This window comes from Labilibaculum sp. DW002, assembly GCF_029029525.1.
Lineage (GTDB): Bacteria > Bacteroidota > Bacteroidia > Bacteroidales > Marinifilaceae > Paralabilibaculum > Paralabilibaculum antarcticum.
The window spans coordinates 2,591,300-2,612,967 of record NZ_JAKJSC010000001.1 but is presented as its reverse complement, the minus strand read 5'-3'; the positions used below and the strand labels follow the sequence as shown (position 1 = coordinate 2,612,967).

The window sequence follows — 21,668 nt, the reverse complement described above, 5'->3', positions numbered from 1 at the left end:
TGAAATTAATAGTAAGGATACTTCCTTAACACTTTGGTGCGTCCCACTAATTGTTTTAGATCTGATAAAGTGATGCATATGTTAAATTTATAGGGTGTGAATTTGCCGAAAAAGAAATTTACTTAAATGGATATTTAAAAGAAGTAATGTTTTATGTTAATATCCAAGTTGTGCAACATGTTTATAGTGAGGCTTATTTGTTGTGCGTGTGGAGAAATGCTTATTTTTCTTTCATTAAAAATAATATTAATCTTATTTTTAATAAGTAAAACAACATTAAACCTAAAAATTAAGTTATGAAAAAGAAGATTTTATTGGTATTTGCAATTTTTGCAATGTTATTGGTAGGTCAAGAGGTAAGCGCTCAAATGAAATTGGGAGGTAATCTTGTATTTGGAACTAAGCTTTCTATTGATGATGACGGAAGTGATAAAGCCGCATTTGGAATTGGAGTTAAAGGATTGTATGAGTTGAATGAATCATTTTCAATTGCCCCTGGGTTCACTTATTTTCTTCCAAGTTCTCCAGATGGTATAGATGTATCTTATTATGTGTTAGATGCAGATGCTCAGTATAATTTCGTAAAAAATGAGTCTTTAAAAGTATATGCAATTGGAGGATTGAATTATTCATATGCAGATGTTTCAATTGATTTGGGTGAATTTGGAGATCTTGGTGGTTCCGATTCAAAAGTAGGCTTGAATTTAGGTATTGGAGCGAGAACTGGAGGAGATGTTCAGTTTTTTGGAGACCTTAAGTACAATTCAGCTTATGAGAATATTAACCTAGCTGTTGGTGTGTTATTTAATTTATAATAGGCCAATTTTTTAGATGTAAAAAGACCATTTCTTTATTAGAAATGGTCTTTCTTATTGTGGGTGTTTTTTATTAAAATCCTCTCTGCTTAGCTTCCAGCTTTTGCATTTCAGCTTCATAAGTTTCTTTAAACTTATTGTAATCGTAATCCACTTTTAATTTCTCATCCTGAGATAATTTCTGCTCGATTGCTTTTTCCAAATCATCAGCGCTCATTTCAATAGCAATATAAGTCTTGTATTTGCTTTGAGCAGTACGAGTTTGCTTCTCACAAATCACTTTAATGTTATTCAATTGCTGATTGATCACCTCACGAGTTAAGCCTTCGAAACGTTCTTCAACCTGCTCAACATTATTCAACTCTGTTGAATTCACGTAATTATCAATCGTTCCTTTGATTGTAGATGCAACCAAAGAAGCCAACTCAGCACGAGCATTGGTTCCTGCTTTCTTCTTCGAAACCATTTGATCTAAACTCTCACCTATTGCTGAAGCTCTAAAATGCTTTTTGTCTGACTGATAGTCAGGACCTGTACAATAAACTTCAATTAATTCTTCGCCTTGTGATTTTGTAGATGCTACTTTTTCACTAGAACCACAAGAACTTAATCCGGCAGTCATTATCATTCCTAATCCTAGGAATAATGATTGTAATTTTCTTGTTTTCATGTGTGTTGAATTTAAAACGCTATTATTTTTCTTGATATTTTTATTTTAAAATTAGTTCTGATTATAAATCGAGTTGATTTAATTTTGGTATAATCGTATTATGAATTTCTTCAACAGCCTGCTCATAAGCCTCTTTCACAGCATAATTATAACTAACAGGTTTCATTCCCTTTACTTCATAAATGGCGTCGTTAAAAATCTCAAAACCTGACTTGATATCTGTTAATGAGAAAAAGCAATCCAGATATACGATATGAACTTTATAGTTACGGCCTTTCTTTATCTCACCTTTTATTACATTGGTCTTTACATCAAGAATAACGTTAGCACTATCTTTGTCTTCAGTAAATGAGAAAAAATTCTCTGACAACTCTTTTTTAATTGCATTTTTCAGAATAGAACGCTTGGAGTCTTCACCAAAAATCTTTTCACTAAAGTTCAAGTAGGCTTTTAACCTTTCTACAGTAAGAATGATTTTGCTTTTTGGAGCAGATTCAGGAGTAAAAAAAAGTTTATTCAATTCATAGTTCTCATTTGTTTCATCTAAAATGGATGAAAGATCGAGAGATACTTCAATTTCTTGCAGTTTTTGTCGAGACGTAACTTTTGACAATTGAGAGGCTGCGTAACCAAATTGGTCTGTTGCCACATTCTGGTTTAAAACACCTTCACCTTTTACGAATTTAAATTGCAAAGGCAATTGTTTTATACTTTGCGCTCCATCATTCCCTAACCAATCGGCTTTTACCAAAATTGGTTCTTTTTGAGATGTTGAAATTTGAATTTTTATACCTTTTTTCTCAGGGATTAGTTGAGTGCGATTAAAAATATTCTGAATAGAATTGTAAATGTCAGTACCCAAGTTTACATTTCCATCAAAAGTCATAACAGATAAATCTTCATCTAAATGATTTTTAATTGCATCTAAAGATTTGGCATAATAGTTTAAAGCCTGAAAAAGATCCAGTTGTTTCTCAAGTTGTTTTCCTTCTTCTAAATAGCTTTGAGAAAGTTTTTTTGCTTTGTTAAGTTTTATTCTCTTCAGCAAAGCATATTGATTCTTTGACAATCGGTAGTAAACCCAATATTCCTTTGCTTTTTTATTTGTCCACGACGAAATCATTTCATAACCTTCCAATTCCTGAACAATAGATGTTCTAACATCAGCCTCAAATTCTTCTTTAAAACTGGTGTTATTTTCAAATTGATGCAAAACAGAATTAGAAGATATGTTGATGGATATTTCAGAAGCTAAATCCTGTAAAGCCTGATTTTTTGCCAATTGCATGTAGCTGGTTTGATTAGCATCTTTATTTACCACAGCTATGCCAATGTAATATTCCGAAGAAATAGGACGCTCTTTAACCCAATTTGGCGGTCTGCGCTTAGCTGAAGATGAATAAGGAGAGCAGCTAACCATGATTAAAAGAATGGTAAAATAATTAAAAAGGGTGCGTAAAGATTTAACCATAGGAATGATTTCTATTTTAAGTGAATTTTAAAGATAATGATTTGTTAACAATAAGCTTGCCAAAGGAGCTTAGAAATGTTATTCTAATTCCGAAATGAGTTTGTCGATAAAGTTGAGTGCTATGTGAGATTCGAAACCTCTGCCTTGCGCAAAGCGGTATAGTTTCGCTCTAAGCTGATAGGGATCATCTTCTTTTATGCTTTTTATTTTGTGGGATAAAATATCGCCTAAGCTTTCTTTATAGTCTTTCTCATTTATTTGATCAAGAGCATTATCGATTAGATTCTCAGGAATTTGCTTCTGTTTTAAATGATGCGAGATCTTTATTTTCCCCCATTTGTTAAAACGAAATTTATCGCGCACATAAAAATTGGTGTAGCGCTCTTCATTTAGAAATTTTTCCTCGATTAAAGTTTGAATAATTTCATCCTGATCGTCGTAAGAAAGGTTCCAATCATGAAGTTTTTTTCTGATGTCAAAACAGCATTTTTCTTGCCTGCTGCAAATAAACATGACTTTCGATAGAGCAGATTGTGCGCTGATTTCTTTTTTCTGTTTTTTCTCGTAATCCATTACTTGCTTTTTATCGCTGAAATCATTCTGTCTTTGCCGTTAATATCCTTTTGCAAACGGATATTGGTAAAGTTATTTCCTTCTAAAAGTTCAATCATTTCTTTTCCTAAACTTTCGTTGATTTCAAAATACAATTTTCCGTTTGTATTCAAATATTTACTTGCCAAATTTGCAATGGTTCTATAAAAAATAAGAGGATCATGGTCGGTCACAAAAAGTGCTGTGTGAGGTTCGTGATCCAAAACATTACCATCCATTTTTTCTTTTTCAGATTCGGTAACGTAAGGCGGATTGCTTACAATGATATCATAGTTTTCCCATTCAAAATCTTCCCATCTTAAGATATCTCTGTTGTAGAAAGCAATGTTAACATCATTTAGGAGAGCGTTTTCTTTTGCTTTTTCAATAGCTCCTGAAGAAATATCTGCGGAAGCTACTTTGGCTTTTTTTAGATTTTTAGCCAATGAAATTGGAATGCAACCACTACCGGTGCCAATATCAAGAATATTTAATCCAGAAATAGGATTTTCAGTCAAAATTGCATGAACCAATTCCTCTGTTTCGGGTCTTGGAATTAAGGTGTGCTCATTTACCTTAAAAATTAAACCGTAGAATTCAGTTTCTCTCAGAATGTATTGAAGTGGTTTTTTTGTTTTTAACTCTTTTGTGTAATTTACAATCTGGCTAACAGTAAGATTGTCAATCTTTTCATCTTTGTTTAGTTGGATGTGTATTCTGCTGTATTGGAGCACAAATTCAAGTAAAATATAGGCCATGCTCTCTGTTTCTCTGGCAGGATATATTTCCTTAAGTTCATTTTTTATGTAATTTATTGTAGATTGTATAGTGTTTACTGTTTCCATTTGTTTTGATAAAGGAATTGGATCAATTGTGTTCTCAATTCAGATTTGAAAACAAAGATACAAATCTTCTGAAAGAGTTAATTAGATATGCTATTAACAATTAATTGGCCGGTTTTTTGGATACACTTTTTTCAAGTGTTGGCAGTACTGTATGTTATAACCATTATATCTACAGTAATTATAGTTGTACTTGAAAATCGGAGTCCGCAAAAAACCATTTCGTGGATGTTTGTTTTGGTTTTGTTACCTGTTTTTGGCTTGCTTTCTTACTTGGTTTTTGGCCAGAGTTTCCGAAAGCAAAAAATGTTCAATCATAAAGAGTTAGGAGATTTAAAATGGCTACAGGTTATGAGTCACGATCAAAGCTTGCGTTTGGAAAAAAGCAAATTGCTTAAAGATGAGCGAATTCATGAGAAAAAAAATGTAATGACATTGCTTTTAAATAATTCTAAGGCATTGCTTACCGGATACAATCGGGTAAAAGTATTAAACGATGGAAAGGAAACTTTTACATCTATTTTTAAGGCACTTCGTAAGGCAAAGGATCACATTCATTTGGAATATTACATTATTGAAGATGGTGAGTTGGCTTCAGAATTACTTGAAATATTAGTGCAAAAAGCAAAAGAAGGAGTTGAAGTTCGCGTTATTTACGATGGAGTAGGAAGTTGGAAATTAAGTAATAAATATGTGGAAGAACTTAAGAGTGCGGGTGCACAAGTTTATGCCTTCCTTCCTGTTCGTTTTCCAATCCTAACCAGTCGAATCAATTATCGCAATCATAGAAAAATAATTGTTATTGATGGAAAGACAGCATTTGTAGGTGGTTTGAACTTTGCAGATCGTTATAAAAATGGGATCCCTGAAATTGGAATCTGGCGAGATACCCATCTGAAAATTGTAGGAGAAGCTGCTAGTAGTTTACAAATCGTTTTCCTCATTGACTGGTATTTTGTTAGACAGGAAGTGCTACTTGATGAAAAATACAGACCTAATTTCAAAGTAAAAGAACGCTGTTTGATTCAAATTGTTTCTTCGGGAGCCGATTCTGATTGGGCTAGTATTTTACAAGCATATTTCTCGGCGATTGCCTCTGCTAAACAAAATGTGTACATCTCTTCGCCTTACTTTATGCCCAATGGAAGTATCCTAATGGCTCTAAAAACAGCTGCTATGAGTGGTATTGATGTTAGAGTACTAATTCCTGAAAAATCAGATTCAGCTATGACTTTTTATGGCACTCTATCTTACATAGAGGAATTATTAGAAGCAGGTGTAAAAATCTATTTCTACAAAGCAGGCTTTAATCACAGTAAAATAATGATGGTCGATGGAATTATCTCTACAGTAGGAACTGCTAATATGGATATCAGAAGTTTCGAACAGAATTTTGAAGTCAATGCTTTGATTTATGATGAGGAAGCTACAATGGCATTAAGAACGCGATTTTTAACAGATCTAGAAGCTAGTGAAGAACTTCATTTATCTGATTGGCAAAAACGCTCTAAAGGACAAAAATTAAAAGAATCAATGGCTAGAGTTTTTACTCCTCTTTTGTAGGTTTCTCTTTGTATTTTTCGAACCAAAATAGGATCTGCTTCATGACAGAATAATCTGAAGTGTTTGCCGTCACATTAATATGAGATCCACTAAACTCCATAAAGGCTAATAATTCATCACCTTTTAAACCTGTGGCATCAGATACTATTTCTGCATTGTACTTCGCACTTATTTTTTTCAAATTTCCTTCGTTACGGATTATTTTTGATAGTTTTTTCTTCGATTTCTCAGATTTACTCAATTTATTGTGTAAGAAATCTGTTGGTGCAAAAATTGCTGAAACTACACCCATTTTACCTTCTCGTTTAGGTCTGTATTGTGCAGGAACTACATTTGGCTTTTTTGTGTTGTAAGGAGCTAGCTGATTCGTAATGTTTTTGCTGATCGGGTTTTTATCCGTAAGTTTTGTTTTGAGAAATTCATCCTTAAATTCATCCCAAGTACCTAAGGCATAAATTTCAACTTCATCTAGCAGGTAGGAAATGTCTTCTAATTTGATCTGAAAAAAAGGTGGGAATTCAGGATTGATAATGAGCGGGATTGCCCATTCTATTTTTTTATAACCGAGCGCACTAATTCGGAGTGTGTCGTATTGCTGAACTTGCAAATGAAAAATGCCTAAACTATCGCAAATAATCCCTTTTTTTGTGCGTTTAATGCTAACTGTAGCCAAAGGAATTGGACTTAGACTATCAGCATGAATTATTTGACCAGAAATACTAATTATGGAATCGAGTTCCGTAGGTTTTGAGAAAGAATCAAAGCTTGATGTGAGAAATAGAAAAAATGAAATGAAAATTAGTTTATTTAATTTCATAGGTTCATTTGTTCAGTTTTTAAGGTCGTAAGTGGTTGTTTATTGGACCAATAGAGTCTAAAAGGGTCAAGTTTTTTTCAAATTGAGGTCTTTCTTCTAAAAATCTCTTATGCAGCTGCTTAACTTTAACGCCTATATACATTTCACTTGTGTTGTGTGTGAAATTAGAATATGTATTGATGTATTCCATTAATACTTCCAATGTTAATCCAGATTCATGCGTAAGCTCAGCAACAACCTTTTTATTAAATTTAGATTGAAGAATTCGCAGTTGCCAATCGGCCATGCTTGGTTTTGCATTTCTAGCTCTTCTTTTTTTGCGAATTTTTTTAATAAAGTCAATCCCATCCATAAGATTAACACCAAAGCCACCTCTTTGTAATGTACTAGCTTCTTTTTGTGCTAAGTTAAGGTTTCCAAAATCAAAAGTAGATGCAACATTTTCTTCTACTGGTACGTCTGTATTTACAAAGTTTTCCTTGAAATCTTTCCAAGAGCCAAGAGAATAAATATCAACCTCCTCAAGTAAATAACTTTGCCTAACCATTAGAATATCCTGAAATACTTCATCTTCTTCGGTAGGAGGCGTTATCTCAACAATCTGTTCTTGAAAACCAAGAGCTGTTACTTTCAGCTTTTGACCGTGATTTACTCTTAGGCGGAAAAATCCAAGGCTATCACAAATAATTCCCAAGTAGCTATCGTGAATTTTCACATGAGCAAAGGAAATACCTTTCAAGGTCTCAGGATTGATAATTTTTCCTGAAACAATAAAACTGCTGTCTTGAACTTCTTCTTGACTTTCTGTTTGAGCAAAAGAGCTTGTTACTAAAAGTAAAGAGAAAAATATAAGGAGTAAACTTTTTTTCAAAATGGTCAATTTTCTTAGTAATGCATAAAGATAATTTTTCCTTTTGAATCTCAGGACTATTAATTACATTTTTTAACACACTTTAACCCAAATTAATGCGCTTGTAGTATGCTATTTACCTGTCCAGTTAACAAGATTTGCTGTTTCTAAGAACGGATTAATGTGCCCAAATAGGATGTCATTATCTCTCTGGAAACACATCATTGGGTGGGCAGTTTCTATTTTGTTGCTTATGTTTATTCCTTCAACAATTTGCTGTGCATTTTTACCCCACAAAAACCAAATGGTATTTTTATTCGCATGTGCTATGTATTTTAGTAAAGCATGCGTAAAAGGAGCCCAGATTTTACTGTGCGAATTTGGTTCGCCAATTTCGCAGGTGAATGCGGTATTTAAAAGCAGTACATTTTCTTGTTCCCACCAGTATTTAAAAAGTTGATTCGGCGGTAGAATTGAAAAATCATCATCCATTGGTAAACGATCTCCTTCGTTTAGTTTGGCCAAAATTTCAGAATATTTTAATTCCTCGTTTCTTACAGATTTATAAATACTCCGTAAAATATTTTTTAAAGAAACATTTCGATATTTATCGTGCCAGGAATTTAAACCATTTACTTCAAAGGCTCTTCCTGTAGCGACACCTTTTTGAGGATAAGGATCTTGACCTAGAATAACGACTGGAATTTTGTTCAAGTCCATTTCTAGAAATCGTAATATGAGATGAACTGCTGGTGTAGCGGTTGAAATGGTAATTGATTCTTCAATTTTTTCCAACAACAGAAGAATCTCATTAGATAAAAAAGAATTCCAACTAGGATGTGTGTTGATTTGAGCTAAAAATTTCGATTTTTGCATGAACCTTTTGATTAAATTCAGTCAAAAGTAAAAAGAATTGATTGAAGATTTCAATTCGAATAAATAAAAAGCAATAACTGGTGAGATTGAGTTTTTTACTGTTAATGATTTGATTTTTTGAATCTTCGAATTGTTAATTTCTAAACCTTTTTCAACTTTTTTAAGTAGTTTTGTTACCTAATTAACCAGAATTGAATTGATACAATTGATTATGTCCGAAAATTTGAAAGCAAAGCATCGAATCAGCTTGGGAAGACAGAAGTCTTTTAAAAAATGCTGACGTTCAAAAAAATATCAACGAAGTCATTGAACTTCTGGATAAAGGAGTGCTAAGAACAGCAGAGCCAGTTGAAAATGGGTGGCAAGTGAATGAGTGGGTGAAAAAAGCTGTAATTCTATATTTCCCTATTCGTAAAATGGAAACCATTGAAGTTGGTCCATTCGAATTTCACGATAAAATGGCACTCAAAACGAATTATGCAGAACTTGGAGTTCGTGTCGTTCCTCATGCCGTTTCTCGTTATGGTGCTTTTATTGCTCGCGATGTGGTGATGATGCCATCTTACGTAAACATCGGTGCATATGTTGATGAAGGAACCATGGTTGATACTTGGGCTACTGTAGGATCATGCGCTCAAATTGGTAAACATGTTCACCTTAGTGGCGGTGTTGGTATTGGTGGTGTTTTAGAGCCAATTCAAGCTGCTCCGGTTATTATTGAAGACAACTGTTTCATTGGATCACGTTGTATCGTAGTTGAAGGTGTTCACCTTGAGAAAGAAGTTGTTCTTGGAGCAAATGTTGTTTTAACCAAGTCGACTAAAATTATTGATGTTACAGGTGATGAGCCAGTGGAGTACGATGGGTTTGTTCCTGCACGTTCGGTTGTGATTCCAGGTACCAGAACTAAAAAATTCCCTGCGGGTGAATATCAAGTGCCTTGTGCATTAATTATTGGTAAGCGAAAAGCGTCTACCGACCTTAAAACATCATTGAACGACGCCTTGCGCGAGTACGACGTAGCCGTTTAAACAGTAAAAAAGTGAATGAGTCCATTCTTAAAGTACTTATTCACTTATTTATTTTTTTCTAAATAATATGCACAACGATATAAAAAAGGCTTTAGAGGTTCTTAAAAGTGGTGGTATTATCCTTTATCCTACAGATACTATTTGGGGAATTGGCTGTGATGCTACAAATGCAGAAGCTGTAAAACGTGTTTATGAGATAAAACAACGTGAAGATTCTAAATCTATGTTAGTTCTTATGGAGAATCCAAACCGTATTAGCTCATATGTTGATGATGTTCCTGAGATTGCTTTAGATCTACTTGAAGTGACGAATAAGCCAACAACTATAATTTATTCTGGAGCCAAAAATTTGGCTAATAATCTGATTAATTCTGACGGTAGTATTGGTATTCGAATTACGGATGAAAATTTCACTCAACAGTTGATTCAGCGTTTTAGAAAGCCTATCGTTTCTACTTCTGCAAATATTAGTGGTGAGCCATCACCTGCAAATTTTGATGAAATTGATGAGGAAATAAAAGAAGCCGTAGATTATATTGTAGAGTACAGACAAGATGATTTATCTGAAAATAAAGCTTCAAGTATTATTAAATTGGGCTTAGGAGGAGAAATTGATATTCTTCGATCGTAAAAAATTATAGATAATAATGAGAAAGGACGTTGATAACAACGTCCTTTTTTATTTCATTTATTTTCCAATTGATCTAATCTTGCCAGATCCTGCCGATTTTGAATCGATAGATTGAGGCTTTCCGCGATAGTAAATATCGCCACTACCAGCAACTCTTGCATTTAAATTTTTAGTTGCATATACCTTGCAATCACCAGATCCGGAAACTCTAACACTTACGTCTTCAGCTTTTAGATAGGCTGCATCAACATCACCCGATCCGCTAATGTGAATCTCAAAATCATCTGTAACTTCTCCCTTTAGATTCATATCACCTGAACCAGAAATATGGCATTCAAGAGTTTCAGCGCTTAGGTCATCAACAATAATGTTCCCACTACCACTTATGGCATAAGTAGCATTATTAGTTTTAATCGAACTTTTTGCAATTATATTTCCAGAACCAGAAATTCTTAGGTTTCTCACGTCAGGAGTGGTGATGTAAATTTCCACATTTTTAAAAGAGTTGTTCCAACCCCAATTTCTGTTCTTTTTGCGTTTGATTTTTAAACTGCCATTTTCCACTTCTGTGATGATTTCTTTTAAATCATCAGAATCTCCCTTGATTTTGACTGATGTAGAATTGTCCTGCGTTAGATATACTTTGGCATGAATCGATAAACTGATTGATTCAAAATCGCGAACTTCTCTGTTTTCTTTGCTTTGAGCAAAAACCATGCTTCCGCTTAAAATAAAAGCGAAAAGGGCAAATATGGATACAACTTTTCTTGTTTTCATTTGTGTTCGATTTAAGTGAAAAATGTAGTACTCTTATAATGACGAACAAGTAGGTGAAAAGTTGCACAGAAAATGATTTTAGAGATTATAAACCGGATTAAAATATCAATGATTGCTTAAAAAAATATAAATGTCAGGTTTAGATTTATTCCTTTCGTAATTTGTCTATACATTCGCATAAAATTTTACACGATGGAATTCAAGCATACAAAGAAAATACAAATCCGTTTCGGCGATATCGATTTAATGGGACATGCCAATAATGGTGTGCAGTTGAGCTATTTGGACTTGGCGCGAATGGAGTATTTCCAAAAGGTATATGGGGAAGTAATCGATTGGAAGGATGCAGCTTTAATTGTAGCGCATTTAGAAATAGATTATTTATCACCAATCATGCTTGATGATAAAATTGAAGTACACACAAAAATTTATAAAATAGGAAATAAAAGTGTGTCTTTGCATCAAGACATTGTCGATTCAATTTCTGGGGAAATAAAAACCAAAACATCACAGGTTATGGTTGCTTTTAGTTCAAAGTTAGGAAAAAGTATTCTAGTGCCAGAAACTTTAAAAATTAGAATCCGCGAGTTCGAAGACAAAGTCATTGGATAGATTAAGTACAGTTGTATAATAAACAGTTACTTAAAAATAAAATCAGTTAAAGAATTTGTTTTTTACTACTTGATTAAAGGTACATGTCAAGCAAGCCATCCGGAGTTTCCATGATGATAGATTTTTCTTCCTCATTTATTTCAATGAAGTTCTCATCAGCAAATGGAATTAAGACTTCTTGCCCATTCAGTTCAAGAACCAATACAATATTGCCTGAATAATCCTGAATGTCTTCAATCGTTCCTATTTCGCCTCTTTCTTCATCAATATAAACGAATCCAATAAGTACGTTAGGGTCAATGTCTTCTTCTTCCTCAATAAAATCAGGAACATCTTTCATCAGAATGTAGATGTCACAGCCAATGAAACGCTGTGCTTTGGCTTCTGAATCCAAATCTTCCAATTGAATCCTCACACTTGAGTGGTTGCGAGGTGTAATTCCTTTTTTAGGAATGAAAAAAGGAACCAGTCCTCCGTCGATATCGACAAGGACTGATTCCAATTTATATTTTTCGAGAAGATCGCTAGATTTTTTTGCTACAAGTTCACCTTTTACTCCGTGAGTTTTAGTAAATGTTCCGGCAAGATAGCAATCTTCTATTCTAAGCATACAATAACTATTAAGCTTCAGTTTCTTCTGAACCTTCAGCAGCAGGAGCTTCTTTAGCAGCAGCTTCAGCTTTAGCAGCTTCTTCAGCATCTGCAGCTTTCTTTGCAATAGCTTCTGCTCTATCAGTAGAAACCTTAGTTTCTGCTTCTAAACGAGCTTTAGCTGAATCAGACGCAGCAGTAGAAAGACCTTCTTTCTTAGCGTTGATTTTAGCTTCTTTCTCTTTCTTCCAAGCTTCGAATTTTACTTCTGCAGCAGCCTCGTCGAAAGCTCCTTTTTTAACACCACCTTGTAAGTGCTTCTTCATCATTACACCTTCGTAAGATAAAATTGCTCTTGCAGTGTCAGTTGGTTGTGCTCCTGTATTTAACCAAGTCAATGCTTTATCAAAGTCCAAGTTAATAGTAGCTGGGTTTGTATTAGGATTGTAAGATCCAATACGCTCAATGTACTTACCATCACGTGGCGCTCTGCTATCTGCTACCACAATGTGGTAAAATGGTCTACCTTTGCGACCATGTCGGGCTAATCTAATCTTTGTTGCCATAGCTTTTTTTTTTTATTAAGTTGTGGTATACATACCACGATTTATAAGCGCGACAAAGATACAACTTATTTTCTGAATAAAAATAGCTTAGATGCAATAATTTTATTGACTGAAAATCATGTAGGTAGAGCTGTTGTTTTACTAGTCTTTACATGCATAACTCACTTGTTGATAACTTAGAGAAGTGCGTTCGTGATATTTACTATTTCGCCTTACTTGAATCCCTTTTTTATTCCTTATCTTCGCAATCCGCCTACGAATAATAAGGGATAAATATATAATTCTGATACTGAGATGTTTTTAATATTTGACACTGAAACCACAGGCTTACCCAAGAAATGGAAAGCACCATTAAGTGATTTTGAGAACTGGCCACGCATGGTACAACTCGCATGGCAATGTCACGATATCGAGGGTAATTTCCTGTTTGCAAAAAACCATGTTATTACACCCGATGGATATACCATTCCTGAAGATGTGGTAGCGGTGCATGGCATAACAACAGAAATAGCTCAGGAAAAAGGGATTCCCCTTAAAGATGCTCTACTTGATTTTATGGAGGATGTAAAGAAATCAAACTTTATCATCGGACATAATGTGTCATTCGATATTAATATAGCAGGTTGTGAATTATTGCGCTGTGAAATGGAGGAGCAGGAGCTTGTAAATGCATCTTCTCTTGATACCATGACAGGCAGTAAGGAGTATTGTGATCTTAAACGCAAAGGCCAACTTAAAAACCCTACGCTTACCGAGCTTCACATGAAGCTTTTTGGTGTTCCTTTTGCAGAAGCTCATAATGCTGCCGCAGATGTGGAAGCAACTTCTCGTTGTTTCTTGGAGTTGATTAGGGTGGATGGTTTAAGTGCTGAGTTGTTGAGGTTTTCAATGGAGCAGATTCAGGCGTTTAAACTTAATAATCCAAAGCCAATTGAATTGGTGGGTATTAAGTATGAGTCTTTTAAGGTCAACACCGCTTTTGACGATATTTCTATTGAAAAGGAAGAACGAAAAAGGAAAGAGGCTGCAAAAAATATTACACCGCAACCTTTTGTTCATTTGCATGTTCATACGCAATATTCTATTCTCGATGGAGCTGCTAAAACTGCTCAAGTTGCAGCAAAAGCAAAAGAAGATGGTATGGCAGCTGTAGCTATTACCGATCATGGTAGCATGTTCGGCGTAAAAGAGTTTCATGTTGCTTGCGGCAAAGCAGGTATCAAACCGATTATCGGTGTTGAAGCCTATGTAGCAAGACGAGGACATTTAATTAAAGAAAATAAAGGGGATGGATCAGGTCATCACATTATTTTGCTAGCTAAAAATTACAAAGGGTATCAAAATCTCTTGAGGTTAACATCTATTGCCCATACAGATGGTATGTATTACAAACCTCGTATTGACAAGGATTTACTCGAAGAATATAATGAAGGACTTATTGTAAGTAGTGCTTGCCTTGGTGGTGAAGTGTCGCAACACATCATGAATGGGAATATTAATAAGGCCAAAGAAACGATTCTATGGTTTAAAGATGTATTTGGAGAAGATTATTATTTGGAGATTATGCGTCATCCAAATAACGATCCTCGTTTGAAGGGCGATGTTTGGGAAAAACAGGTGAGAGTGAATAAGGTAATTCGTGGATTAGGTGCTGAACTTGGTGTTAAAGTAATTGCGACTAATGATTCACATTTTGTGAACCCTGAAGATGCAGAAGCGCACGATGTTTTGGTATGCTTAAATACAGGCCGTGATTACGACGATCCAACACGAATGCGTTACACCAAGCAAGAGTGGTTTAAGACTACAGAAGAGATGAATGAACTCTTCGCTGATGTACCTGATGCACTTGCGAACACCTTGGAGATCGCTGAAAAAGTTGAGGCTTTTGAACTCAATGCCAATCCTATTATGCCTCCTTTTGATATACCAGAAGAATTTGGAACTTTAGAAATTTATAAAGAGAAATTCAACGAAGCTGCACTTATAGAGGAGTTTAAAGATGAACGTTATGAAAAGTTAGGTGGTTACGATAAAGTGTTGCCAATTAAATTAGAGGCTGATTATCTTGAATATCTTGCATTTGAAGGCGCTAAGGTTCGTTACGGTGAAGTTTTAGAGGATCATGTTGTTGAACGTCTTAATTTCGAGTTGGATACAATTAAGACCATGGGTTTTCCTGGTTATTTCTTGATTACACAGGATTTTATTAATTGGGCTAAGGACAACGGAGTTATTGTTGGTCCTGGTCGAGGTTCAGCTGCAGGTTCAGTTGTAGCTTATAGTATTTCAATTACTGATGTAGATCCGATTAAATATGACTTACTGTTTGAGCGTTTCCTAAATCCTGATCGTGTTTCAATGCCCGATGTGGATATTGATTTTGATGATGATGGTCGACAGGATGTATTGGATTATGTAACTGAGAAATATGGACAAGATAAAGTAGCTCATATTTGCACCTTTGGAACCATGGCTACCAAAAGTTCCATTAAGGATGTTGCACGTGTATTGCGTTTGGATTTGTCTGAAGCTATTCGCCTTACCAAATTGGTGCCTGAAGCACCAAAGATGAGTTTTAAAAAAGCATATGAAGAAGAGCCTGCTCTGCTCGAAGAAAAGAATTCTTCTAATCCGCTCATAGCACAAACCATTAAATTTGCCGAATCTCTTGAAGGATCGGTAAGACAAACAGGAGTGCATGCTTGTGGTGTTTTGATTGGTAAAAATCCTTTGGTAGAGCATTTGCCAGTGATGCCAACCAAAGGAGAGGAATTATTAACAACGCAGTACGATGGTCGTTACGTTGAGGATATCGGTCTGTTAAAAATGGATTTTCTTGGTCTAAAAACCTTATCCATTATAAAAGAAGTACTAGCGAATGTAAAATTGTCAAGAGGTATTGATGTTGATATTAACAATGTCGATCTGGAGAATGAGGAGACTTTTCAACTGTTTAGTAAAGGTGAAACAACGGGTATTTTCCAGTTTGAGTCACCGGGAATGAAAAAGCACTTAAAGGGGTTAAAACCTAACCGTTTTGAAGACCTTGTGGCAATGAATGCTCTTTATCGTCCGGGACCGATGCAATACATTCCGAATTTTGTAAATCGTAAGCATGGTAAGGAGGAAATTGTCTATGATCATCCAATCATGGAAAAATATCTGAACGATACTTATGGTATTACGGTTTATCAGGAGCAAGTGATGCTCCAGTCGAGAGCACTGGGGGGATTCACGCGTGGTATGTCTGACTCCTTGCGTAAGGCAATGGGAAAGAAGAAGATCGCCGAAATGGATAAACTTAAGGTTCAATTTATCGAAGGTTGTCACGATAACCCGAAATTTATGGAGGGTGTAAATGGTGATAATGCAAAAGCAGACAAACTGATTGATAAAATTTGGGCTGACTGGGAGGCATTTGCACAGTATGCTTTTAATAAATCTCACTCTGTTTGTTACGCTTATATTGCCTATCAAACGGGTTATTTAAAAGCACATCATCCGGCAGAATTTATGGCAGCAGTACTTAGCCGTAACCTTTCTGATATTGAAAAAGTGACCATTTTCATGGATGAGTGCAAGCGTATGCGTTTGCCGGTATTAGGTCCTGATGTCAATGAATCTTACCTTCGGTTTACGGTAAATAAGGAAGGCGCTGTTCGTTTTGGAATGGCCGCTGTTAAAGGTGTTGGAGAAGCCGCTGTTGAAGATATTATCAAAGAAAGAGAGAATGGAGACTTCAAGGATGTTTTTGACTTTGTCGAACGTGTGAATTTGCGAACAGTCAATAAACGTACGCTTGAAAATCTTGCCATGTCGGGCGGTTTCGATAGTTTCGAATTTAATCGTAGCCAATACTTTGCAACCGACGAATTTGATACAACTTTCATTGAGCTCTTATCCAAATACGGTAATAAGTTGCAGGCAGAGAAAGCTATGGCTCAACAAACCCTTTTTGGTGGGGTAGAAGATTATGTGGTAACGCCACCTAAGGTACCAAACTCGGGAGAGTGGAGTAAGCTTGAGCGCCTGAATAAGGAAAAAGCTTTGATTGGAATTTACCTTTCAGCGCATCCATTAGATGATTACCGACTGGAGATTGATTCATTTTGTAATGCATCCTTATCTGAGTTATCTGTTGATATGCTTCAGTTTAAGGACAAAGAAATTAATATTGCAGGAATGGTAACCGCTGTCCGAAGAGGTATAACCCGAACAGGTAACCCTTTTGCAATTGTTAATATTGAAGATTTTACGGATTCATACGAACTCCCTTTCTTTGGAAAGGATTTTGTTGAGTTCAACAACTATTTTGTTGAAGGACTTTCCGTATTTATAAATGGTCGCGTTCAACAACGAACCTGGCCCAGGGATTCGACAGAATTAGAATTTAAGGTCAAAAATATTAGCTTACTTACCGACGTTTTAGAGCAGAGAGTAAAAGAACTTACTGTTGAAGTTCCATTGGGGAGTCTTACTAACGAACTGGTTACAGAGATGGCTAATTGTATGGAAGAAAATCAGGGTAACTTAAAGTTGAACTTTGTTATTTTTGATGAAAGAAACGTGAGGGTCAAAATGTTTTCAAGAACTTGTAAAGTGAAACTTTCTACTGATTTGATAGAATATTTCAAAAATAATTCTGAAATTGAATTCAAAATTAACTAAATTGCAAAAGTTTATATAAAATACAAAACACTTAAAAATAAAAAACCATGACTATTAAAGTAGATGATACTAATTTCGAGGAGATTGTTTTGAAGTCAGACAAGCCTGTATTGGTTGACTTTTGGGCTGAGTGGTGTGGACCATGTAGAATGGTTGGACCAATCGTAGACGAGTTAGCTGATGATTTCGACGGTAAATTTGTAGTTACTAAAGTTGATGTTGATGCAAGTCCTGCAACTGCTGCTAAATTTGGTATCCGTAACATTCCTACCATTATTTTCTTAAAAGGTGGAGAAGTTGTTGACAAGCAAGTTGGAGCAGTTCCAAAATCAAGTCTTGCTGAAAAGATTGACGCTTTATTGTAAGCTGAAATCACAAAAATATTTTAGGGCATGGAGATCTATTTTCTATGCCCTTTTTTTTCCTTTTAGAATAGACTCTTTTGAAGCAATTATCTGATTTAATAGAATTTGAAGCTTTTGATAATCTGGAGCTAATGGCCAAGCAAATTGTTGAAGGTTTTCTTCTTGGTTTGCACCGAAGTCCGTATCATGGTTTTTCTGTTGAATTTGCTGAACATCGCTTGTATAATAAAGGTGAATCAACCAAACATGTAGATTGGAAATTATATGCTCGTAGCGATAAGTTGTTTGTGAAACAATATGAAGAAGAAACAAACCTTAGAGCTCATATGGTGATCGATACCTCATCATCCATGCTTTTCCCTTATCAGGATAAGAAGCTCTCTAAAATGGCCTTTTCTGTGCTTTGTTCAGCGGCTATGATTCATCTCTTGCGTAATCAACGCGATGCCGTTGGTTTATCAACTTTTTCAGATGAAATAGAGCTGCTCACACCAGCAAAATTATCTACCTCGCATGCTCAATTAATGTATGCTACATTAAACAAAGTCTATCATCAGGAGGAAATAGGAAAGAATCGACAAACCAAAATTTCCGATACGCTGCACCAATTAGCCGAAGGCCTTCACAAACGATCATTGGTGATTATTTTTTCTGATTTTATTGGAGAGGAATCCCCTAAAGAAATACTCGAATCCTTACAACACTTGCGTTTTAATAAGCATGAGGTTTTACTTTTCTCCATCCGCGACAAGCAATTCGAAAATGAATTTGATTTTGCAAATAGACCTAGTCAGTTTATCGATTTGGAGACTGGGGAAAGCATAAAATTAAACCCATCCGAAATACGTGATCTGTATCGCAAAAAGCAAGAAGAATTTTTTACGGAACTCGAATTGTTATGTGGACAATTCTCAATAGATTATGCTGAGGCTGATATCCGTGAAGATTTTAGTCGTGTGCTCCAAGCTTATTTACTAAAACGTAAAAAAATGATGTAGTCAGGATATTCTTGAACATCAAAATCCAATGAAAATTTCTATTCCTCTTAATTAACTTTATTTAATAGATGAATAATTTTCATCTTACAGTCCTTTACGCTATTTTTAAGGAAGACCAAATCTTTGTTGTGCAATTAATTGTTCTGTTATAATCAATTCTTTAGATACACCTTTAAATGAAAAAATATATTCATCTCATATTGATTGTCTTTCTTTTTGCATGCGAGCAAAAGGATGGAAAGCAGGTGAGTTCCGATGATTCTTTTGTGGAGAATGGTGTGGTAAAGCAATACGATGATCAAAATCGTCTTTCGGCAGAAATAACTTTTAAAAATGGCGTTCGTCATGGCCTTACCCGAATATACTATTCTTCTGGTGCAATAAGCGATGAAATTATGTACGTCGAGGATATGAGGAGTGGTTTTGCAAAGAAATTTCATAAAAATGGACAGTTGTACAGCTTAACTCCATATCACGAGGATGAAAGGCAAGGAATTCAAAAAAAGTATTACGCCAACGGAAAATTATGGGCAGAGACTCCTTACTTGAGGGGACAGCCAGGGGTTGGTCTAAAAGAGTATCGAAAAGATGGTAGTTTACGCAGCAATTTTCCTGGAATAGAAGTCCAGAAAATTATCAAGGAGGATCGGATTGTTCTGAGCTTGTTTTTAACCAATTACTCGAAGAATGTGGTTTTCTATGTTTCTGATTTTATGAAGGAAAAATACATTCCTGTCGTGGCAAAACCTATTTATGCAAAAAGCGGATCAGGACGATACGAAATACCATATACTCGTGGAACAGCTTTGGATACAACCATTAGCATCATCGCTAAATACCAAACGCAAGATTACAACATCAACGTAAGTCAGCGCAAATACAGAATTATAATTAAGTAATTATTTCTTTGCAAAAGATAGCTCGGAAAGAATTGGGAAATGGTCAGAATGTTCTTTCTTAATTCTGCTGTATTTGTTGCAGATCATGTTTTTATCGTGCAATATGTAATCAATCCTAAAAGAAGGAAAATCGCCAGAATAGGTTGTGCTAATTCCACTCCCTTTTTCTTTAAAACAATCCTTAAAATCATCTCTTAAAGTGCTATACGTAAAAGATTGTGGTGTGTCGTTGAAATCGCCACAAACAAGTGTTGGATGAGGAGATTTATTGATGTGCGAACGTACGATTTGAGCTTGTTTAGCCCTGCGAATGAAGGCATGTCGCAAACGGAAAGAAATGTCTCTTAATTCATCTAGTTCTTGTTCGTCTCCCTTAAATTCTTTTTTGTTTATAAACTTGTAGTTTTTTCTAACAAAACGGTTCGATTCCAAATGAAGATTGTAAACCCGTAGCGTTTTCTTGCCAATTTTTAGATCAGCAAAAATAGCGCTTCCAAAATTTCCTTTTTCAAACGAGATTTCACCTTGATGAGTGATTGGGTATTTGGAAAAGATGGCAACATCGGTACCTTTTTTACTTTTAATTGCATGTTTAATACCTAACTCTTTTTTGATGTTGTACATGCTGAGTAAGCCTTTTTCAGTACTTCTAAATTCCTGAAAACAAACAATATCTGCCTTGCTATTCTTTGAGAAGTGAAGGATGTTTTTTGGCGTTTTAGGATCATTCGTCCATTTGTAAATGTCGAAGGAGCGAATGTTGTAGGATAGAACCTGAAACGAATTTTCTTTAGGTTCTGCATCTCTGTTGATTCGAATTTGAATGAAATTCCCAAATGACTGATAGCCAATTAAAATGGCCGTAAGCGGAATTAGAAAACTCCACTTTCTTCGAAGCATCCAGTAAATTACAAAAAGAATATTGCTTGCTAGCAGATAGGGATAAGCTAAGCCCCAAAATGCTGGTAGCCAAAAGTTTTCAGGGTTGATGTGCGCTGCCAAATAAGAAATAAGGAGTGAGCCTGAAAAAATAAGACTAAAAATAACTAAGAATTTGTGCAGAAATTTTTTCACCGGCTTATTTCTGATTACTCGACTTAAATAGAATTTCTTTCTCTTCTTTCGAAAGACTATCATAACCCGATTTAGATATTTTTTCAAGGATCTCATTCAAATTCTCTTGCTTTTGCTTCTTTTGCTTATTGTAAGCCTTATCATCACCCGTACGTGACCTTTTATGTGTCACTTTCATCTTCTTTTTCGATTTAAACCATGAAAACACGGTATCCATCATCTGATTAAAGCCCGAAGAAATATCTTTTCCTTTACGTAATTGTGTGATAAATAGCCAACCATAAAAAGCACCACCTAAATGAGCTAAATGCCCACCAGCATTACCATCAGGCAACTGAATAATATCAGTAAGAACGAAGAAAAGAGCAATATACTTGATCTTAACAGGTCCCAGGAATACTAAATTTACAATATAATTTGGGGAATAACTAACCGCAGCAAATACAACTGCCATTACCGAAGCCGAAGCACCTAAAGCCACTGCTATAGGTAAAACATTCTCAAAAACCGGAAACAAATTAAAAGCAAAAATGAAGACTGCTGCCCCAGTTAAACCGCCAATTAAATAAACACTTAATAGTTTTTTCTGATCGAGAAAACTCAGGAAAATTCTACCAAACCAATACAGCCAAAGCATGTTGAATAGAATATGAAGAAATCCCTTATGTAAGAACATATAGCTGAATACGGTCCAAGGTCTTCCTAAAAGAGCGCTTGTTTCGGCAGGTACCGATAGCCAATAAACCAAAAATGGAACTTGCGATATTTCCAAATTGAAAAGGTAGGTAAATAGGCCAACAATTTTCACAATTAAAAATACTCCCAAATTGATGTAAATTAACTTACTAAGCGTGCTTCCCTCTTTAAAAGAGTTCTTAATGCCTTCCCAAATACTTTGATGAGAATAAGATTGGTATGGGTTGTTAAAATTCATGCTCATGAAATAGCAATCTTTAGC

The 21,668-nt window shown here is 35.2% G+C and carries 21 protein-coding genes; 9 read left to right on the top strand and 12 right to left on the bottom strand.

The annotated features are described in order from the left end of the window. The first annotated feature begins 296 nt into the window (after nucleotides 1–296). Nucleotides 297–815, top strand: a complete 519-nt coding sequence (locus L3049_RS10410; RefSeq protein WP_275109745.1) for an outer membrane beta-barrel protein — start codon at nucleotides 297–299, stop codon at nucleotides 813–815. A gap of 73 nt (nucleotides 816–888) precedes the next feature. Here L3049_RS10410 and L3049_RS10405 read toward each other — a convergent pair whose 3' ends face one another. The 4 genes from L3049_RS10405 to prmC form a co-directional block, all read right to left on the bottom strand. Further along, nucleotides 889–1,485: a hypothetical protein gene (locus tag L3049_RS10405; RefSeq protein ID WP_275109744.1), complete on the bottom strand. Its 597-nt coding sequence runs from the start codon at nucleotides 1,483–1,485 to the stop codon at nucleotides 889–891. 61 nt (nucleotides 1,486–1,546) lie between these two features. After that, the gene (locus L3049_RS10400) at nucleotides 1,547–2,956 is read right to left on the bottom strand and encodes an LPP20 family lipoprotein (RefSeq protein WP_275109743.1); all 1,410 of its coding nucleotides are present in this window, start codon (nucleotides 2,954–2,956) and stop codon (nucleotides 1,547–1,549) included. 78 nt (nucleotides 2,957–3,034) lie between these two features. Continuing rightward, entirely contained in the window at nucleotides 3,035–3,529 is a 495-nt protein-coding gene (locus L3049_RS10395) for a regulatory protein RecX (RefSeq protein ID WP_275109742.1), read from the bottom strand. After that, nucleotides 3,529–4,392, bottom strand: coding sequence for a peptide chain release factor N(5)-glutamine methyltransferase (gene prmC / locus L3049_RS10390; RefSeq protein WP_275109741.1), 864 nt, complete (start codon nucleotides 4,390–4,392; stop codon nucleotides 3,529–3,531). Before prmC ends, L3049_RS10395 begins: the two co-directional genes overlap by 1 nt. Nucleotides 4,393–4,479: 87 nt before the next feature. Here prmC and cls point away from each other — a divergent pair, with 87 nt between their 5' ends. Continuing rightward, nucleotides 4,480–5,952, top strand: coding sequence for a cardiolipin synthase (cls, locus tag L3049_RS10385; protein WP_275109740.1), 1,473 nt, complete (start codon nucleotides 4,480–4,482; stop codon nucleotides 5,950–5,952). Here the strand turns inward: cls and L3049_RS10380 are convergent. The 3 genes from L3049_RS10380 to L3049_RS10370 form a co-directional block, all read right to left on the bottom strand. After that, complete coding sequence (locus L3049_RS10380) at nucleotides 5,936–6,769, bottom strand: carboxypeptidase-like regulatory domain-containing protein (protein ID WP_275109739.1); 834 nt, start codon at nucleotides 6,767–6,769, stop codon at nucleotides 5,936–5,938. The two genes, cls and L3049_RS10380, sit on opposite strands and share 17 nt — an antisense overlap. A 19-nt stretch (nucleotides 6,770–6,788) precedes the next feature. Next, a complete protein-coding gene (locus L3049_RS10375) occupies nucleotides 6,789–7,640 on the bottom strand; it encodes a carboxypeptidase-like regulatory domain-containing protein (RefSeq protein WP_275109738.1) in 852 nt (283 codons plus the stop codon). Nucleotides 7,641–7,751: 111 nt separating this feature from the next. Beyond that, on the bottom strand, nucleotides 7,752–8,495 hold the full coding sequence (locus L3049_RS10370) for a uracil-DNA glycosylase (RefSeq protein ID WP_275109737.1): 744 nt from the start codon (nucleotides 8,493–8,495) through the stop codon (nucleotides 7,752–7,754). Nucleotides 8,496–8,731: 236 nt separating this feature from the next. Between L3049_RS10370 and L3049_RS10365 the strand changes: the two genes are divergently transcribed. Further along, a complete protein-coding gene (locus tag L3049_RS10365; protein ID WP_275110003.1) occupies nucleotides 8,732–9,526 on the top strand; it encodes a 2,3,4,5-tetrahydropyridine-2,6-dicarboxylate N-succinyltransferase in 795 nt (264 codons plus the stop codon). 67 nt (nucleotides 9,527–9,593) lie between these two features. Continuing rightward, nucleotides 9,594–10,157 (top strand): L-threonylcarbamoyladenylate synthase, encoded by a 564-nt coding sequence (locus tag L3049_RS10360; protein ID WP_275109736.1) that lies wholly within the window; start codon nucleotides 9,594–9,596, stop codon nucleotides 10,155–10,157. 57 nt (nucleotides 10,158–10,214) lie between these two features. On the opposite strand, the gene L3049_RS10355 is transcribed toward L3049_RS10360, so the two are convergent. Then, on the bottom strand, nucleotides 10,215–10,934 hold the full coding sequence (locus L3049_RS10355) for a head GIN domain-containing protein (protein WP_275109735.1): 720 nt from the start codon (nucleotides 10,932–10,934) through the stop codon (nucleotides 10,215–10,217). 192 nt (nucleotides 10,935–11,126) lie between these two features. On the opposite strand from L3049_RS10355, the gene L3049_RS10350 reads away from it, so the two are divergent. Further along, a complete protein-coding gene (locus tag L3049_RS10350; RefSeq protein WP_275109734.1) occupies nucleotides 11,127–11,546 on the top strand; it encodes an acyl-CoA thioesterase in 420 nt (139 codons plus the stop codon). A gap of 73 nt (nucleotides 11,547–11,619) precedes the next feature. Here the strand turns inward: L3049_RS10350 and rimM are convergent, their stop codons facing one another. Both rimM and L3049_RS10340 read right to left on the bottom strand, forming a co-directional pair. After that, nucleotides 11,620–12,156, bottom strand: coding sequence for a ribosome maturation factor RimM (gene rimM / locus L3049_RS10345; RefSeq protein WP_275109733.1), 537 nt, complete (start codon nucleotides 12,154–12,156; stop codon nucleotides 11,620–11,622). A 10-nt stretch (nucleotides 12,157–12,166) separates the two neighbouring features. After that, nucleotides 12,167–12,703: a 30S ribosomal protein S16 gene (locus L3049_RS10340; protein WP_275109732.1), complete on the bottom strand. Its 537-nt coding sequence runs from the start codon at nucleotides 12,701–12,703 to the stop codon at nucleotides 12,167–12,169. 294 nt (nucleotides 12,704–12,997) lie between these two features. On the opposite strand from L3049_RS10340, the gene dnaE reads away from it, so the two are divergent. The 4 genes from dnaE to L3049_RS10320 all read left to right on the top strand — a co-directional run bounded on the left by dnaE (nucleotide 12,998) and on the right by L3049_RS10320 (nucleotide 19,636). After that, nucleotides 12,998–17,374 (top strand): DNA polymerase III subunit alpha, encoded by a 4,377-nt coding sequence (dnaE, locus tag L3049_RS10335; protein ID WP_275109731.1) that lies wholly within the window; start codon nucleotides 12,998–13,000, stop codon nucleotides 17,372–17,374. 47 nt (nucleotides 17,375–17,421) lie between these two features. Beyond that, nucleotides 17,422–17,739 (top strand): thioredoxin, encoded by a 318-nt coding sequence (gene trxA, locus L3049_RS10330; protein ID WP_275109730.1) that lies wholly within the window; start codon nucleotides 17,422–17,424, stop codon nucleotides 17,737–17,739. A gap of 77 nt (nucleotides 17,740–17,816) precedes the next feature. Beyond that, the gene (locus L3049_RS10325; RefSeq protein ID WP_275109729.1) at nucleotides 17,817–18,737 is read left to right on the top strand and encodes a DUF58 domain-containing protein; all 921 of its coding nucleotides are present in this window, start codon (nucleotides 17,817–17,819) and stop codon (nucleotides 18,735–18,737) included. Between the two features lie 176 nt (nucleotides 18,738–18,913). Then, entirely contained in the window at nucleotides 18,914–19,636 is a 723-nt protein-coding gene (locus L3049_RS10320; protein WP_275109728.1) for a toxin-antitoxin system YwqK family antitoxin, read from the top strand. On the opposite strand, the gene L3049_RS10315 is transcribed toward L3049_RS10320, so the two are convergent. Together L3049_RS10315 and L3049_RS10310 are read right to left on the bottom strand one after the other, a co-directional pair. Next, the gene (locus L3049_RS10315; protein ID WP_275109727.1) at nucleotides 19,637–20,710 is read right to left on the bottom strand and encodes an endonuclease/exonuclease/phosphatase family protein; all 1,074 of its coding nucleotides are present in this window, start codon (nucleotides 20,708–20,710) and stop codon (nucleotides 19,637–19,639) included. It abuts the gene before it with no gap. A 4-nt stretch (nucleotides 20,711–20,714) separates the two neighbouring features. Beyond that, a complete protein-coding gene (locus L3049_RS10310) occupies nucleotides 20,715–21,650 on the bottom strand; it encodes a rhomboid family protein (RefSeq protein WP_275109726.1) in 936 nt (311 codons plus the stop codon). Nucleotides 21,651–21,668: the final 18 nt, after the last annotated feature.

Coding starts and splice junctions, on each gene's coding strand:
- cls (WP_275109740.1), top strand. CDS start 4,480: ATGCTATTAACAATTAATTGGCCGGTTTTTTGGATACACTTTTTTCAA.
- L3049_RS10310 (WP_275109726.1), bottom strand. CDS start 21,650: ATGAGCATGAATTTTAACAACCCATACCAATCTTATTCTCATCAAAGT.
- L3049_RS10355 (WP_275109735.1), bottom strand. CDS start 10,934: ATGAAAACAAGAAAAGTTGTATCCATATTTGCCCTTTTCGCTTTTATT.
- L3049_RS10320 (WP_275109728.1), top strand. CDS start 18,914: ATGAAAAAATATATTCATCTCATATTGATTGTCTTTCTTTTTGCATGC.
- L3049_RS10370 (WP_275109737.1), bottom strand. CDS start 8,495: ATGCAAAAATCGAAATTTTTAGCTCAAATCAACACACATCCTAGTTGG.
- L3049_RS10400 (WP_275109743.1), bottom strand. CDS start 2,956: ATGGTTAAATCTTTACGCACCCTTTTTAATTATTTTACCATTCTTTTA.
- dnaE (WP_275109731.1), top strand. CDS start 12,998: ATGTTTTTAATATTTGACACTGAAACCACAGGCTTACCCAAGAAATGG.
- L3049_RS10340 (WP_275109732.1), bottom strand. CDS start 12,703: ATGGCAACAAAGATTAGATTAGCCCGACATGGTCGCAAAGGTAGACCA.
- L3049_RS10360 (WP_275109736.1), top strand. CDS start 9,594: ATGCACAACGATATAAAAAAGGCTTTAGAGGTTCTTAAAAGTGGTGGT.
- L3049_RS10350 (WP_275109734.1), top strand. CDS start 11,127: ATGGAATTCAAGCATACAAAGAAAATACAAATCCGTTTCGGCGATATC.
- L3049_RS10410 (WP_275109745.1), top strand. CDS start 297: ATGAAAAAGAAGATTTTATTGGTATTTGCAATTTTTGCAATGTTATTG.
- L3049_RS10395 (WP_275109742.1), bottom strand. CDS start 3,529: ATGGATTACGAGAAAAAACAGAAAAAAGAAATCAGCGCACAATCTGCT.
- L3049_RS10405 (WP_275109744.1), bottom strand. CDS start 1,485: ATGAAAACAAGAAAATTACAATCATTATTCCTAGGATTAGGAATGATA.
- rimM (WP_275109733.1), bottom strand. CDS start 12,156: ATGCTTAGAATAGAAGATTGCTATCTTGCCGGAACATTTACTAAAACT.
- trxA (WP_275109730.1), top strand. CDS start 17,422: ATGACTATTAAAGTAGATGATACTAATTTCGAGGAGATTGTTTTGAAG.
- prmC (WP_275109741.1), bottom strand. CDS start 4,392: ATGGAAACAGTAAACACTATACAATCTACAATAAATTACATAAAAAAT.
- L3049_RS10380 (WP_275109739.1), bottom strand. CDS start 6,769: ATGAAATTAAATAAACTAATTTTCATTTCATTTTTTCTATTTCTCACA.